Origin of the sequence: Vibrio aquimaris, from assembly GCF_009363415.1 — a bacterium.
Lineage (GTDB): Bacteria > Pseudomonadota > Gammaproteobacteria > Enterobacterales > Vibrionaceae > Vibrio > Vibrio aquimaris.
Genome location: NZ_CP045350.1, coordinates 2,356,526 through 2,372,738 on the forward strand (window position 1 = coordinate 2,356,526; position 16,213 = coordinate 2,372,738).

Below are 16,213 nucleotides of genomic sequence, written 5' to 3' on the forward strand. Positions count from 1 at the left end.
GTAGCCCGTTTTTAATTGCATAAGAATCATATATATATGGAACTCGTCTTACTCTCTGCTGCTTTTCTCGCTGGCTTTGTTAGCCTTAAATGTCATTTACCACCACTAGTTGGTTTCCTCCTAGCAGGCTTTGCTCTCCATGGTTTCGGCTTTGAAAGTAATGAGACCATAGTAACACTTGCCGATCTTGGGGTAACCATACTGCTGTTTTCTATAGGGTTGAAGTTAGATATAAAAACACTTTTATCCAAAGAGATTTGGGCAGGCGCCACTCTGCATAACTTGTTTTCTACCGCACTATTCTGCGCGGCACTATTTGGCTTAAAGTTTCTCGGAATAAGCTCCTTAGCCATTATGTCACCTGAGCAACTTTTGTTGTTAAGTTTTGCCCTATCTTTTTCAAGCACTGTTTTTGCCGTCAAAACCCTGCAAGAAAAGGGGGAGATGAACGCTACCTATGGCACCATTGCGATTGGTATTCTTGTCATGCAGGATATTTTCGCAGTGATATTCCTGACCGCATCAACCGGAAAAATCCCCCACTGGTACGCCATTATTTTGTTTGCCCTACCGCTTCTTCGCCCATTATTTTACAAAATACTCGACTGGGTGGGCCACGGGGAAATGCTGGTTCTATTTGGTATTTTCTTTGCCTTGGTTGTGGGAGCTGGGCTATTCAAATTCGTTGGTATGAAGCCAGATCTTGGTGCTCTAATTTTGGGTATGTTGCTCGCAGGCCACAGTAAAGCATCGGAGTTATCCAAAGCCCTGTTTAACCTCAAAGAACTCTTGTTGGTATGCTTTTTCCTAAATATCGGTCTGTCTGTCCAACCAACCATGACAGGGTTAGCATTAGCACTACTATTTTTGCTCCTTTTACCCATAAAAGGGGTTCTGTACTTTGCTGTGCTTAATGCCTTTAAATTCAGAGTAAGAACCTCTCTGCTCGCTTCACTTAGCTTGTTTAACTTTAGTGAGTTTGGCCTTATTGTTGGGGGGCTCGCATTTAAACTCGGCTGGCTTAGCAGCGACCTACTGGTTGCTTTGGCACTTGCGGTATCGATTTCTTTTATTATCGCCTCACCACTTAACCGCAAAGGACATGAACTCTATCGTCGTTCAGGACACTGGCTAAAAGAACATGCAGCAGAAAGCCTAAACAACCGAGATAAATTGATTAATCCTGGCAATGCACAAGTGTTAATTCTCGGTATGGGACGAATTGGTACAGGTGCATATGACGAAATAGTCAGCCGTTATGGCAAAGTAAGCCTCGGAATTGAAGTAAGAGAAGATACAGCAGAGGAGCATCAGCAAGAAGGGCGAAATGTCATTGCCGGCGACGCAACAGACCCTGATTTCTGGGAGCGAATTTTGGATACAGCGAACGTTAAATTAGTACTACTTGCTATGCCTCATCACCAAGGAAATCAAATTGCCTTAGAGCAATTAAAGCAAAGAGGATTTAGTGGTCAAACGGCTGCCATTGCCGCCTATTCAGATCAAATAGAGAGTCTACTCGAAGAGGGAGTAGACGCAGCCTTCAATGTATATAGAGAAGCGGGTACTGGTTTTGCTCGCGATGTCTGTGACCAGCTTAACCCTCAACTGACCCCAAAATAACCTTCCTCATTTGCAAGGCAGTACTTTGCTGCCTTGCAAAACACTCGTCGTTTTTTGTCTATAAAACAGACTGACATTAAAATACATTCATAAAAGAACCAATTAAATTAAATTAAATTTAGTCCAAACTAGTTTGTATAAACTTTTTTGTTATTTCTTGTTGATTTTTTTAACCAAAATGGCAGATTTTAGCTAACAGGTTAAAAAAGATTTATAAAGGAACTCATATGTGCTCTATCTTCGGTATTCTTGACATAAAAACAGATGCCCAAACACTGCGCTCAATCGCACTCGAAATGTCCAAAAAGCTGCGTCATCGTGGTCCTGATTGGTCTGGGATCTACTCTTCTGATAGAGCTATTCTCGCTCATGAGCGTCTTGCCATCGTCGGATTAAATAGTGGTGCACAGCCTCTGTTTAGCTCTGATAAAAAGCACATATTGGCGGTTAATGGAGAAATCTACAACCACAAAGAACTTAGAGCTCGCTACGAAGGGAGATATGATTTCCAAACCGACTCTGACTGTGAAGTTATCTTGGCACTTTATCAGGATATGGGTGAAGAACTCCTTGAAGAACTCAACGGAATCTTTGCATTCGTGCTCTATGATGAAGAAAAAGACCAATACCTTGTCGGTCGTGATCATATTGGAATTATCCCGCTATACCAAGGCTATGATGAGCACGGCAACTACTATGTCGCATCTGAAATGAAAGCATTAACGCCAGTATGTAAGACCATCAGCGAGTTTCCCCCTGGCAGCTTCTATAGTTCCAAAGATGCAGAGCCGAAACGTTACTATGTTCGCGATTGGAACGAATATGCCGCAGTACAAGGCAACACAACCAGCAAAGAAGAGCTAACCGCTGCACTTGAAGCCGCTGTCAAACGCCAGTTGATGACAGATGTGCCTTATGGCGTGCTTCTATCTGGTGGTCTAGATTCATCCATTACTTCAGCCGTTGCGAAGCGTTTTGCAGCAATGCGTATCGAAGATGATGAAAAGTCAGAAGCTTGGTGGCCTCAACTGCATTCATTTGCTGTCGGTTTAGAGGGCGCTCCCGATCTTAAAGCGGCAAGAGAAGTGGCTGAAAAAATTGGCACAGTTCATCATGAAATGACCTACACCATTCAAGAAGGACTTGATGCTATTCGAGATGTTATTTACCACATTGAAACCTATGACGTAACAACCATTCGTGCATCTACGCCTATGTTCCTTATGGGACGAAAAATAAAAGCCATGGGCATTAAAATGGTCTTATCTGGTGAAGGTGCCGACGAAATCTTTGGTGGTTACCTCTATTTCCACAAAGCACCGAATGCTCAAGAGTTTCACGAAGAAACAGTACGCAAGCTGCTAGCACTTAACATGTTTGACTGCGCGAGAGCCAACAAATCTCTAGCAGCTTGGGGCGTTGAAGGACGAGTACCATTCCTTGATAAAGAGTTCATTGATGTTGCCATGCGCTTAAACCCACAAGATAAAATGTGCGGCAACGGAAAAATGGAAAAGCACATACTACGCGAATGTTTTGAACATTACTTGCCAGACTCTATCGCATGGAGACAAAAAGAGCAGTTTTCTGATGGTGTCGGTTATAGCTGGATAGATACCTTAAAAGAAGTCGCAGAAAGTAAGATCACAGATCAACAAATGGAAACGGCGAAATTCCGTTTTCCTTACAACACACCGACCACAAAAGAAGGTTATGTCTACCGAGAAATATTTGAAGAGCTATTCCCTCTTCCATCGGCAGCAGAATGTGTACCAGGTGGACCTTCGGTAGCCTGTTCTTCAGCAAAAGCGATTGAGTGGGATGAGTCTTTCCAAAACTGTGTAGATCCATCAGGAAGAGCGGTTCAGACAGTGCACAATGACGCTTACTGAGTCTACGACAAACTCTAACTGCATCTAGTTCTGTGCTGATCACCCCTTGATGTTGTGACAAACAACATCAAGGGGTGATTTATTATAAGCCTGTCATATCTGCGAGGAAAGCACAACACCTCACACATAAGCAATTGAGTTATAACGCAATATTAAAACATATATCAAAAAAACATCATGTATATGACAAGAAAATGTCATAACCCACCCCTCATAAATGCAAACTTAGTTCCATAAAAAAATCCAGCCAAAATAACAAGATTAATTACACCTATTTTTCAAAAGGTTATGCGCGAACCATAAATGACACTGATAAATTAGTATATTGCAGATATTTTAACTAATTAGTATATGTACTAGCATATTAAATTCTTTAATGGACTAGATTAGTAAAATTTATGGCAAATCATCGACAAATACTCGGCCATCCTCGAGGCCTATTTCTATTGTTCGGTACTGAACTTTGGGAACGTTTCTCTTACTATGGTATGCGCGCCATTTTAGTGCTGTATTTAACAGATAAAACAATCAATGGCGGCCTAGGCTGGACAACCAAAGACGCACTAGATTTGTACGGTATCTACACAGGCCTTGTCTATATCACGCCTTTAATTGGCGGCTGGCTTGCAGATAACTACCTCGGCCAACGCAGGTCCATACTGATAGGCGGCGCGCTAATGGCAATTGGCCAATTTACCCTAGCATTACCTGCTGAAATGATTGGTATGAGCACTCTTCACAGTTTTTATCTCGGTCTCGCTCTGCTGATTGCTGGTAACGGTCTATTTAAACCCAATATTTCGACTATGGTTGGCGATCTCTATCAAGAGGGTGACAACCGCCGTGACGGTGCCTTTACCATTTTCTATATGGGTATCAACTTAGGCGCATTATTAGCCGGAATCATTGTCGGCTCGGTTACTGGAGAGTTTGGCTGGAAGTCAGGTTTTGTAGTTGCTGGTATCGGTATGGTGATTAGCCTTGTCATGCAAATGGGCTTAGCTCAATCTTGGCTTGGCGACATTGGTATGGAACCTTCTGCCAAACGTGAACTTGCCAACAAAAAGTCGCATAGAAAAGAGCCACTCACCAAAGAAGAATTCGATCGCATCAAAGTCATTTTGGTCATGAGTGTATTCACGATTGTCTTTTGGGCAGGGTTTGAACAAGCTGGTGGTTTGATGAACATTTACACCCAGCAATACACAGATCGTATGATCGGCGGTTTTGAAGTTCCTGCAGCTTGGTTCCAATCGCTAAACCCGTTTTTCATTATTACTCTAGCACCAATACTCGCGGTTTTATGGGTCAAGCTGGGTAAACGAGAGCCTAACTCTCCGGTTAAATTTGCACTTGCAATGTTCTTCCTAGCTTTAGGTTTCCTATGTATGGTCGGCGCTGTGATGGAGCAAGGTGGCGACACGAGTGTCAAGACTTCTATGCTTTGGCTAGTAGGCGCTTTCTTCTTCCATACATTAGGCGAGCTTTGCCTCTCTCCAATTGGATTGTCTTTGGTCACTAAACTCGCTCCTCTTCGCTTAGCTTCTTTGATGATGGGCGCATGGTTTGGCTGTACTGCGATTGCAAACTACGTCGCGGGCTACGTCGGCTCACATGTGGGCGAACTTGGCGCTATGGCTATCTTCAGTGGCATTGCGGTCACAGCGATTGTTTCTGGAGTTATCTTATTACTCTTCTCCAATACACTTGTCCGCTGGATGCACGGCGCAGAATCTCCGATTAGCAATGCAGAGCAAGTTGAAGAGCAGCAGAGCCTAGCGGTATAATCATTATTAAGCATACAAACAAAGCGCCCGACACTAAGTCGGGCGCTTTTTTGTGTTAGCTAGCACTAACTTTGGTAATCCTACTCACTTTCTCTTTACTAGCTGAGACAGAACGAATATAAACACTGCCTTGCACTCTTGGCCGCTGGCTATCTATATAGGTTTTCCACTCCTGTCCATCTATTGAGTATTGCAACTCCACACCAGGGAAAGCACTGTTCATCATAAGTTTACCCGCTTCGATTCGTCCACCAGGTATAGGAAGACGGTAATCAATGCCTGCTTTTTCAAGTTTTGCCAATTCACGTTGACCAAGGAGGTTGGCGAAGCGGTTGTAGTCGTTATTTAATTGCGCCTTATCTACCCGATGAGTCTCTTGAGAATACTCCACTCCAGCTTTGACATCGTTTTCCCAATCTCCTTTATGCCAAGCTCGCTCAGCCGCAGCCAACACTCGTGGAAACACCATATACTCATATTGCTCATCATCTCGAACCGTCTCTGACCAGAGCTGGGCTGATAACCCATAAAAAGGTCCAGCGGCAATATCTGTGCTTCCAGAGAAGCCCTTACCATCTCGATCTAATGATGTTTCAGCATTCTGCGGCATGTTTTCTGGAGCAAAGCTGAACATTTTTCTTGTATCAGTTGCACGCGTTGCCCAGTAGTATCCACGCTCTTTGGGGTCTACTTCATAAGGCATATCCATGTAGACATAATCAGGGTTTGAGACAATGACATCGTAGCCTTTACTCGCCCATTCATACACAGACTTTGTTCCTCCCCAGTACAGCACATCCCAAAAATTCACACGAGTATTGGCAGTGGCAAAGGACGCTGGCCCCTCACTATATTTGAGGCCATCTTGCCACGCTTGAAAACTCGCGATTTGCTTGTCTTTTGCTATTTTCGCAACCTGCTCGGCAAAATAACTCGGTAAATGAGCAAAATCGCTTACGGCACCACTGGCCACCAGCTCCTGACACTGAGGAGACTTAGCAAAGGGCTTGTCTTGTTTTGTAAGATCTATATTGCCTTTCCATTCAACCTTATCCGCGGTATTACTATCTTGAAATCCCGCGCCAAGTTTTATGTTTTTCGCTTCATCACCACCAAAATGCCATGTGGTTAGTGGCGCTCCTGCCTCTTTATACATGGCCGCAACTTCAGAGATGACTTTATCCACAAACCTTGCCGATGATGGCAGGCACGGGTTGATAAAACTCTTCTTATCGTAAAACTGCACAGTCGTAACATTTGATGTATCTTGAGGATCAAGTAAGCGATATTGGTTAGCCTCTTCTACCTTATTCTCTTGCATTAGACGCTGATACCTAGCTTCCATTGAGACCACAGCCGCTCTCGCATGTGCTGGCATATCAATTTCAGGAATCACCTCAATATGACGTGCATTGGCGTACTGCAAGATCTCGACAAAGTCAGCACGACTAAAATACCCGCTGCCAAAGTTATTTGCCTCTGGTCCCGAGCCGAGTTGAGGCAACAGGCAGCTCTGCTCTGTCTCGTCGAAACAGCGTTGACTTCCAACCTCTGTGAGCTCTGGTAAGCCGGGTATTTCTATACGCCACCCTTCATCATCAGTAAGATGTAAATGCAGCTTATTCATCTTATAAGCCGCCATTTGATCAATAGTGGCAAGAATCGCTTGTTTAGAATGGAAATTACGCGCTACATCGACCATGACACCGCGGTAATCAAAACGCGGAGCATCCTTAATAGAAACAACTGGCAAAGAGTCTGGAGACTGGCTATCAATCAGGGCAAAAATGGATTGAACGGCGTAAAATGCTCCCGCTTGATCAAAAGCACTAATCTTGATGCCGCTTGTGCTGATTTGCAGTTGATAAGCGCCGGACTTAATAAATTCACCTGAGAATAAGTTTGGATCAATAACCAAATTAACCACTTGGCGACCATCTAGGTTTATCCCTAGCAAATCACCTCGAGCCTCAAGTGCCTGATATTGTTCGGGAGTAAATGCTTCTGGTGGCAGAGTAATACCCTGAGTAATATCTAGCTTACCTTGACCTTGTTCAATGTGCATGGGGGTTGGAATCAAGGATGCTGATACATCTTTTTTGACTAAATCCCGATTTTTCTCATAGCGAGAAATCGCAGTTGCAAAAATGTTCTTGTCATCAGGCGTGCGTTTTAAGTTATTCCCCTCTAGACCCGAAACATAAGAAGCCGTATCTTCAGTATCTAGCGAAGCAATCACTCTTGGCTCAGCATCAGGAGAGGTGACAAATGCCCGTGGCATAAAGTCAGTTTCAAATAGCTGCCAGTACTCACCAATTAAAGGCAATACCACTTTTTCACCAGCCGCAAAGCCATCAAATTTATCGGTAGGCTCTAATTTATGTAGATCACCAGTAACATGGGATACTTTGAATTGGTCATTATCAACATCAAGGATTAAGCGAATACTGTGAAAGTAAATTGACCAATCTTTGGCATCAATCGCTTGTCCCTGATTAACCACAGTCATAGTCACTTGATTACAGGAAGCCCATTCAGCACCCAGCTCTTGGCATGCTAGTCCTTGGTTTGCTCCATGATTGGTGAGCACTTGATAGTCAATATCAAGGTTTTCCGCTAATGAATTGACCACACTTTGCTGTGAAGATTGCAAAGTACTACACCCTACTAATGTCGCAATAATCGATGTTGCGAGCAGACCTTTTTTAACCATCCAACGTTACTCCTCATTTAACTGCTATTACCAGAATATTCCGAGATGTTGAAAGGGGTAAAATAATCAAGTCATGAAAGTGATCCTGCTCGAATTTAAGCTTTACCAGTGATAAAAAGGACATTAAAAACAATGAATTAAAACAATGGTTAAAAACGTCATTTATAAAACAACAATCTTTCTTTGAAATAAATCACACTAAAATCCACAAGACTTATGAGTGTTCGAAGCCGGATCACAAGACGAGTGACATAAGATTAAGCTAAGCTATATAACAAAATATAAAAATGTGATTTTATGCTCAAATTGCTATTGTTAAATTACGTTAAAAAGCCTCTATTTCAACAATTTTTCCGTAAGGTAAACGGCTAAATGCAAAAACTATGGTTATCAATTTTCCTATTCACCTACTCAATATCATCGTTCGCTGAGCCCTTATATTGGTATGCCGAGAAAGGAAAAACGCGTTACCTTATCTTTGGTTCAGTGCATGTCGGCGACAAAAGTATGTATCCTCTTGCCAAAACGATTACCGACACTCTAGCAAAAAGCTCAGGACTGATAGTGGAATCAGACATAAGGAAAATGCAGGATGTTCGCTACCCTGAGGTCACAATGGTGACCAAAGATGTTCTCAGTCCCAAGCAAATGGAGACTTTACGCGGTTTGGCGAGCCTTTTTAATATTGATGCCATGCAACTTCTCGATAGCCCGCCGTGGGCGACAGCATTAACCCTACAAATGAAGCAATTTGAGTACCTTGGTTATCAAGCATCTTATGGTATAGACACGCATTTAATGTACAAGGCGACCGCTCAGAACCTTCCTATATTTAGCCTCGAATCTCTTCAGTTTCAAATCGACTTACTAACAGGACAAAAAGAATCCGGAAAAGAGCTACTGGTAAGTGCATTAGATGAATTTGATCGCGCAGAAGATTTAACCAAGTGTTTAATTACCAGCTGGAAAGCCGGAGACTTGGAAAAACTCAATCAGTTTGCACAGTTAACTGAAATGTCTCCAGAGCTAGAGAACGCTTTTATTAGCCAACGAAACCTCAACTGGGCAGAAAAACTGGCTAAGCCAACTTGGTCAAAAGAGCGTAAAGTCAGCTATGTTGTCGTCGTTGGCACCATGCACCTGATTGGCGAAAATAACCTGCTGACTTTACTCAAAGCCAAAGGGTTTAAAGTCAAGCAGGGCTCAACCAGCCGCGCCGCTAACTGCCAGTTTGAATATTAGGCTTTGTTGATTTTTAATGATTAAGTTTTGTTCGAAATAAAACACAGCTAGAAGCAACAACTTACGCAACTAATATAGTATCATTGATCTAGATCAGTACTCGATGTGTCATTTCGCCTTATCGTAATAACTGTCATCACTACTTCACGACTGGAGGCAACATGGATTTATGGCTAAATCTCCTGTTTGGTAATGCGGTTGGACTATCTTCTATGTTAGTCATTTTCGGAGCTTTAGGCTTGATGCTGTTCTATGGTGGTTACTTCATCTACAAAGTAATGCATGACAAATCTCCTCACTAGAATCGCCTAGCCCTATCTGAAAATAGGTTGTTGCTATGCACCGAAGTAGATTGATTGTCTGCTTCGGTTTTTTATTTGTTGGTGCAGCCAATACTGTTAATACTCATGTATACTAACAGTATCGATTTACGGCCTTCGTATTACCTTATGCCTCACGATAATGAATCCTCTCTGTTTCAAGCGTTAATGGGGGATGTGACCCCACTAAAACAAGATACCGTTGAGCACCCAAAGTCCCATAACGTCACCGAAGCGCACATCGCACGACGTGAAGCCGCCATGTGGCTTGATGAAAACGATCCGCAGTATTTATCCCTTGAACACGCTCCAATGCTCAAACCTGAAGATCTGATCGAATTTAAACGCGATGGAGTGCAAGAAGGCGTCTATCGCAAATTGCGTTTAGGTAAATACCCTATTCAAGCTCGCTTAGATCTTCATCGTATTAGCTTAAAAGATGCCAGAGATGCACTGGTTAAGTTCTTAAAGCAATGCATTGAAATGGACATACGCAGTGTACTTATCGTTCATGGACGTGGCGAGAAGTCCAATCCTCCCGCCTTGATGAAGAGCTATCTTGCGAACTGGTTAACTCAAATTAAGGACGTACAATCAGCCCATAGTGCCCAAGCATTTCATGGCGGTACTGGAGCCGTTTATGTCATGCTGCGTAAAAGCTCCGAAAAGAAATTGGACAACCGAGAACGCCACCAAAAACGGCGCAGTTAAAAGGCGCTCTTACTCAAACCAGACATTAGTGATAGAATGCCCCCAATTCGTTAAGGACTCTTGTCAGTCCACCAGTATTCCGTTGTGAAACGTTAAAGAGAGAACACTATGCCATCCGAACCAAAGCGCCTGAATAAATTTATTAGTGAAACCGGTTTTTGCTCGCGAAGAGAAGCAGACCGACTGATTGAGCAAGGCCGTGTCACCATTAATGGTCAAGTCCCCGAAATGGGTACTAAGGTACAAAGTGGCGATCACGTTTGCGTTGATGGCAACCCGATTTGCGAGGCTACCGAGCGCCCTATCTATATCGCGCTAAATAAACCAACGGGCATCACCTGCACCACAGAAAGAAACATTGCTGGTAACATCGTTGACTTTATTGGCCATAAAAAACGTATTTTCCCGATTGGACGCTTAGATAAACCCTCTGATGGTTTGATCTTTTTAACCAACGATGGCGATATCGTCAACAAAATCCTTCGTGCGGGTAACAATCACGAGAAAGAATACGTGGTTCGAGTCAACAAGCCCATCACAGATCAATTCATCAAAAAGATGAGCGCCGGCGTTGATATCCTTGATACCACCACCTTGCCTTGTAAAGTCACCAAGGAAACCAAGTTTTCCTTTCGTATTGTGTTAACACAGGGGCTAAATCGACAAATTCGCCGAATGTGTGAGGCGCTCGATTATGAAGTGTTTAAACTGCGCCGCGTTCGCATTATGAATATTACCCTAGATGGTATTCCAAACGGCCAGTGGCGCTATCTAACAGACAGCGAAGTGGAACAAATTCTGACGATGTGTGAGCACTCTAGCGGTACAGAAGATGCCTCAAAAACCGATACTCAGGGTAAAACAATACGCAGAGCAACGGACGCAAAGCTATTTGATAGCCGCGAGGAAAACCAAGGCTCAAAAGCAAGACGTAATCAAAAAACGCGCACTTTTAAAGGCAAAGACGCCGATAAGTATCGCCGTAGCCCCAATGCTAAAAAGACTCGCTCTGAATCCCCTGAGGCAAGAGCAAAACAAGGAAAATCTAACCCTCATTCAGGCCAAAAAGCCCAGCCTAGAAAATCAGGTACATTAAGCCTAAAAAAGTAGCCTGCTAGCGAAACTATCCCTTTTAGAAGTCAAAGCTATTTAGCCCATGTTAAATAGCTTTTTTATTTATGGGTCACCAAACAAGCTTAGCTTTACGATTTGGTAAGCACTTTAGCCACACTAGGACAGGTAATGTCATTAGGCTTGTCAGCGCCATATCGGCTAGGGTGTGATAACCTTGATACAGCATCAATAAACAGTAACAAATCATGGATATCACGGCGATACGTCTAACTTGTTTGCCAATCAATGCAAGGGTTGTGACGAACACCAGCGCCAAGGCAGTATGCGTACTATAATCAAGCCCAATTGACTCATAGGCTGCAAAATAAGCATCAAGAAACATTAAGGCATAGATATATATCGCGCCCAGTGAAGTGGTCACGGCCTCAATAAGCGCACTTTTTATCCCTAGACGACTCGCTTTTATCAGCAGCCAAGCCAGCGTCAGAATACCCAGCAGAGGAATATATGAATCCGCGATAGCGTCCAGTTGTTGATAAGTCACCTTTTAAATCCCCTAACCTTTGTTTGTGTTCATTCAATAGCGAGCAAAAGCATCCATATAGAGAGGTTAAGAAAGAACACTCTCCACTGAGGCTATCACTGCCAACAAGACTATGATTTTATATAGCTTTAACGGTGCGCTCTATTCGTGAGGGAATCCTTATCTCTTGGGATGTGATCGTTTCGCCAACTTGGATCATAACCGCTCCAACTCTGTCATTTTTTAAAAAGACTTTACTGTCATGATCGAACCCATAGGATGTAGAAGGACTCATAATTTGAGTGGTGTGCTGCCGCTTAGTTTGGATAAAGGAATGCCCATGACCGCATATAATATGTTGAATATTTTCATTATTTAAAACAGAGGTCGCGACTTCTTTCTGATTTTCTAAGCCGATTTCATTGAACCAATCACAGTCATTTTCAAAAATGGGGTGATGTATAACTACCACTGTCTCTTGGTTGGCATCATCAATTCTTTTAATGTCTTTACTGGCAACTCGGCCTGCCCCTAGCATCATTGCCTTTTTCGGCTTTTTGCTAGAGTCAATAAACATGAAATTAAACCTCTCTATGGATACCTGTTCAGCCACTTTTATCCATGTGTCTTTGAAAGCAGATTTAATCATATCTATGCAGTCATGATTACCCGCGATTGCATATATATTGGGCGTGCTAATGTGCTCAGAAATTAAACGAGCAAAGATTTGATACTGAGGTATAGTTGGGCTTTCGCAAATATCCCCAGTGATAAATAGATAGTCAAACTTTAAACGATTGATAAAGTCTAATGTATGAACCAACGCTTTCTCAGCGTTAGCTTTATTTAGATTAAAATGACAATCACTAATTTGAACTATGGTTTTCATTTCTAAGCTTCTCTATTTAATAAGCGACTGAAAAGCCGCCACTAACTCGCGCAGGACTTTCTTTATTGCGGCCGATAGTAGCATGATAAGACGTTTATCATTGCTCATTTAAACTAAGATTTTTGGGTCTAGCGCTACGCTAGACCTTTCTGGCATCTTCGCATAAATTACTGTCTCGACTGGCGATTTATATCAATAGCAAAACACGACTTATTGACTGTGAACTGAGCTTATTTTCCTGAGTTTATGACATCTACATTAATACTCTTAACCACATCCCCTAAAGCAAAAACTGTGTTACTTTCGAACGAGACTTTAGTTTTTGGCATTAGTGAAAAGTCAAAAGAGCCAGAAACCCAAACTTCATTGAGCTGCACACTTCCTTTTTGAACATAAATATCGGAAGTACAAACATCGCAGAGGTTTCTTTGAATATCATTAACAACCCATACTTTACCTGAAGGAACCGTGTATAGCTGAGTGTTATCCAAACTCTTTGCATTCACAGAGACTGAAAAAAATATAACTAACCAGAACCACAAATTTTTCACCATCTTCATAAACTGGTTTGATAGCTTTGTCATTTGGTGAGGCTTTTTTAAGTGTGTATTTAAGGTAAGTTTATTTTTTCAACTAAGTATTCACTAAACTCCGAGTACTCATCAATCAAACAATCACACATATTTAATGTCTCGGCTTCAGTACCTAAAATTTCAAAATTATCAAACCTACATTTTTCTTTTACATACTTATATGTGACTGAAAGCAAATCAGAAACGACAGCTTCATTATAATTGCCTTTGGACAAATCATCAGCATGGTTCTGTATATCTTTTTTTAAAGAATCGATTTTGATATCACATTGCTTTTGCTTTTCAAAAAGCCAGTTCGCGCTAGCTTCACTCATCGCGTTAAGTTGGAAACTCACACAATAAAGCCATAAAACCATTATTAATTTAGCCACTTCAACCTCGCCTTCATTCTTTCTGGTGGAATATTATCTAAATTTTTTATAGCGTTATAAAAATTTTCGTAATCGTTTGAGTTTTTGTCTAAAACCAAGGCCGGTATAAATTCCCTTCTACTACGACCATGATTATCTCCTCTATAAGTCAAATCAATAAGAACATCTTTTACTTTCAGAGGAAGTTCATTCCAACCAACATCACCGTATGCCCTTTTAACATCAGGCTTTGTTAGCAAAATTCGGGTTTTCTCTTCCATATACGCATAAACTTCGTTAAACATTAGGTGTTGTTGTTTACGGGTTAGGGTGAGTGTTTTGTTGTCCAGCCCTGAGTTATTCAACGATTCAAGGGCGGCTTCTTTTTGTATACCTTCGACGCTTAGTAACCAGTTTGAAAGGGCTGGCGTCAACCCAGATTTTTGGAATAACTCTCTTAGATTCAATGCAGAAGGTGATTGTCCTGTAGCACCCGTGGGGGGATTACCCACGTCTAAACCTCGGCCAATTGTAACACCAGATCGACCGACCACCACGCCACTATTATTAGGAACATGAGCTTTCCTAGAAAAATAGTACGAAGATTCAATGTCATCACCTTCATTATTAAAGGTAAATTGTCCTCTTGGCACTGTTAACCACTTCTCGTCCATCTCATCATCAACAAACTTCCAACCTTCTTTAACAGCCTCATCTAGAGCAAGAATGGTATTTTTGCCGACAATCCCATCAATGTCACCAAATTGGTAACTTTTATGCGTGGTATGTGTAGGTTTATAGTGGGTTTGAAACTGTTTAACGGCGCCTTCTGTCGCACGGCCAAAATCGCCATCTGCACCAAATGAACCTAATTCAAAGCCGCAGTCAATCAAAGCCTGTTGGACTTTTTTGATCTCTTCAGTATTTGTAGAGCCCTTTTTAAGGGCGTTAAACTTACCGGCCGCTAGCTCATTAAGCGGCTTGGATTCTTTTAGCGATGATTTGAGGATCAGTTCATCTTCAGGGTTATTTTTCGCAGAGTCAGCGGCTTGTTGGCGCTCTCTTAAAACCCGCTCACGATTTTCAGCCCATCGCTTCTCATCGCTTGCGGTATAGGTTAACTCAGCTCTGCGTTCCTGCCGTTGACGCTCTGCTCTTTCTCTTGTGGTTTCTTGTCTTTCTTGTGGAATAAAAGGGGACGATTGGTATCGCATAAGAATCTAATCACATAAATAAAAACATGATACCAAGAGTTTGAGTTGCTTATCATACCCTGCTCGCCACTCTGACACATTCACCAAGAAAATGGTTATTTTAACTATTAAAACGCTCGAAATGGCGGGTGAAGTTTCTTTTGATTGGTGTGTAGGTGGGTTATAAGCTGGCTTGGATTTGGACAAAAGCTTGTCAGTAACTTTGCTAATTTAGCTATTCACGGATAACTTCTCGTATCCCAAAGTGACGAACTGCACCTCTATGCGAGATGCCGATTTTTGAAAGCTTTTGGACATAGCCTTTTACCTCAGAACCATGGTGGCAGATTCGTTTAATACAGGATTTTTGTCAAAACATGCAAGATACCCCGAGTCTATACCGTACCACTAAGAGGTTGTTTTTGTATCTAATGGTTGGTATTTTGAACTCTAAAGGACTAATGCGTTTGTTATCTTCTGGCAGTATATCGATTATGAGACGCAGATCTATAGCCACAAACCCCATTCAATAAGGACATCAATATGGAAATTCAAGTTTGGATTACATATGTGGTAACGGTGTTGGTGTTAATGAGCACACCAGGGCCAAGTCAACTTCTTATGTTATCGAATAGTATTGGTAGTGGTTTTAGACGATCAATTTATACCGCAACTGGTGACTTGACGGCGAACTTCTTTCAGATGGTAATTGCAGCACTTGGTTTGGCCACGGTTATTGCAAACTCACAACATTTTTTTACCATTGTGAAATGGGGTGGTGTAGCGTATCTGCTTTATTTAGGCATGAAGTTATTGTTATCAAGTCCAGGCAACTCCATTGAGCAACAAGGTCAACAACGCTCTAAGTCCTCTCTTTATTGGCAAGGTTTTATAACATCAGCAGCCAACCCGAAAGCAGTAGTTTTCTTTGCAGCCTTGTTCCCTCAATTTATAAACCCTGAGTCAGGATTGCTCATGCAGTTTGTGGTTCTCAGCTCTACCTACTTAATAATGGATGGCGTATTCTTGTGCTGCTACGGCAAGTTTGCTGAGTCTATAGCACATAGACTACATGGGAACATGAAGCACCAGTTGGATAGAATGTCAGGTATATTTTTAGTGCTTGCAGCAGTACTGTTAGGCAATAAAGAAGTAAGTTAGCCATGAACAGACGTACGGAAACGTCAATGGGGCGATCTGTCACTGAGTCAGTGCGTTAACTTGGTAAAAGGGGGCATTTTGTGTTTAATACCCCGTCAGCACGCTTTTGGACAAAAGCAAGTTACGATCATCGCCTTAACTT

General features: G+C 42.2%; 14 protein-coding genes. 8 read left to right on the forward strand and 6 right to left on the reverse strand.

The window, feature by feature from the left end; translation table 11 throughout:
* Positions 1-36: 36 nt before the first annotated feature.
* The 3 genes from FIV01_RS10885 (at position 37) to FIV01_RS10895 (ending at position 5,302) form a co-directional block, all read left to right on the forward strand.
* Positions 37-1,623, forward strand: a complete 1,587-nt coding sequence (locus tag FIV01_RS10885; RefSeq protein WP_152431021.1) for a cation:proton antiporter family protein — start codon at positions 37-39, stop codon at positions 1,621-1,623.
* Between the two features lie 227 nt (positions 1,624-1,850).
* Positions 1,851-3,515 carry an asparagine synthase B gene (asnB, locus tag FIV01_RS10890; protein WP_152431022.1) on the forward strand — a complete coding sequence of 555 codons (1,665 nt, stop codon included), beginning with the start codon at positions 1,851-1,853 and terminating at the stop codon, positions 3,513-3,515.
* A gap of 398 nt (positions 3,516-3,913) precedes the next feature.
* Complete coding sequence (locus tag FIV01_RS10895; protein ID WP_152431023.1) at positions 3,914-5,302, forward strand: peptide MFS transporter; 1,389 nt, start codon at positions 3,914-3,916, stop codon at positions 5,300-5,302.
* Between the two features lie 55 nt (positions 5,303-5,357).
* Here FIV01_RS10895 and FIV01_RS10900 read toward each other — a convergent pair whose 3' ends face one another.
* Positions 5,358-8,015: a beta-N-acetylhexosaminidase gene (locus FIV01_RS10900; RefSeq protein WP_152431024.1), complete on the reverse strand. Its 2,658-nt coding sequence runs from the start codon at positions 8,013-8,015 to the stop codon at positions 5,358-5,360.
* A gap of 372 nt (positions 8,016-8,387) precedes the next feature.
* Between FIV01_RS10900 and FIV01_RS10905 the strand changes: the two genes are divergently transcribed.
* The 4 genes from FIV01_RS10905 (at position 8,388) to rluF (ending at position 11,398) form a co-directional block, all read left to right on the forward strand.
* Positions 8,388-9,257 (forward strand): TraB/GumN family protein, encoded by an 870-nt coding sequence (locus tag FIV01_RS10905; protein WP_152431025.1) that lies wholly within the window; start codon positions 8,388-8,390, stop codon positions 9,255-9,257.
* 161 nt (positions 9,258-9,418) lie between these two features.
* The gene (locus FIV01_RS10910) at positions 9,419-9,559 is read left to right on the forward strand and encodes a DUF3149 domain-containing protein (protein WP_114786614.1); all 141 of its coding nucleotides are present in this window, start codon (positions 9,419-9,421) and stop codon (positions 9,557-9,559) included.
* A 147-nt stretch (positions 9,560-9,706) separates the two neighbouring features.
* Positions 9,707-10,288 (forward strand): DNA endonuclease SmrA, encoded by a 582-nt coding sequence (gene smrA / locus FIV01_RS10915; RefSeq protein WP_152431026.1) that lies wholly within the window; start codon positions 9,707-9,709, stop codon positions 10,286-10,288.
* A gap of 108 nt (positions 10,289-10,396) precedes the next feature.
* The gene (gene rluF / locus FIV01_RS10920; RefSeq protein ID WP_152431027.1) at positions 10,397-11,398 is read left to right on the forward strand and encodes a 23S rRNA pseudouridine(2604) synthase RluF; all 1,002 of its coding nucleotides are present in this window, start codon (positions 10,397-10,399) and stop codon (positions 11,396-11,398) included.
* Positions 11,399-11,471: 73 nt separating this feature from the next.
* Here rluF and FIV01_RS10925 read toward each other — a convergent pair whose 3' ends face one another.
* The 5 genes from FIV01_RS10925 to FIV01_RS10945 all read right to left on the reverse strand — a co-directional run bounded on the left by FIV01_RS10925 (position 11,472) and on the right by FIV01_RS10945 (position 14,730).
* Complete coding sequence (locus FIV01_RS10925) at positions 11,472-11,906, reverse strand: hypothetical protein (protein WP_246210398.1); 435 nt, start codon at positions 11,904-11,906, stop codon at positions 11,472-11,474.
* 118 nt (positions 11,907-12,024) lie between these two features.
* Positions 12,025-12,774 (reverse strand): metallophosphoesterase family protein, encoded by a 750-nt coding sequence (locus FIV01_RS10930; protein ID WP_152431028.1) that lies wholly within the window; start codon positions 12,772-12,774, stop codon positions 12,025-12,027.
* Positions 12,775-13,004: 230 nt separating this feature from the next.
* Positions 13,005-13,358, reverse strand: a complete 354-nt coding sequence (locus FIV01_RS10935; RefSeq protein WP_152431029.1) for a hypothetical protein — start codon at positions 13,356-13,358, stop codon at positions 13,005-13,007.
* Between the two features lie 26 nt (positions 13,359-13,384).
* Positions 13,385-13,738 carry a hypothetical protein gene (locus FIV01_RS10940; RefSeq protein WP_152431030.1) on the reverse strand — a complete coding sequence of 118 codons (354 nt, stop codon included), beginning with the start codon at positions 13,736-13,738 and terminating at the stop codon, positions 13,385-13,387.
* The gene (locus tag FIV01_RS10945; RefSeq protein WP_343040067.1) at positions 13,726-14,730 is read right to left on the reverse strand and encodes a pesticin C-terminus-like muramidase; all 1,005 of its coding nucleotides are present in this window, start codon (positions 14,728-14,730) and stop codon (positions 13,726-13,728) included. Before FIV01_RS10945 ends, FIV01_RS10940 begins: the two co-directional genes overlap by 13 nt.
* Positions 14,731-15,453: 723 nt before the next feature.
* Here FIV01_RS10945 and FIV01_RS10950 point away from each other — a divergent pair.
* Entirely contained in the window at positions 15,454-16,071 is a 618-nt protein-coding gene (locus tag FIV01_RS10950; protein WP_152431032.1) for a LysE family translocator, read from the forward strand.
* Positions 16,072-16,213 lie beyond the last annotated feature (142 nt).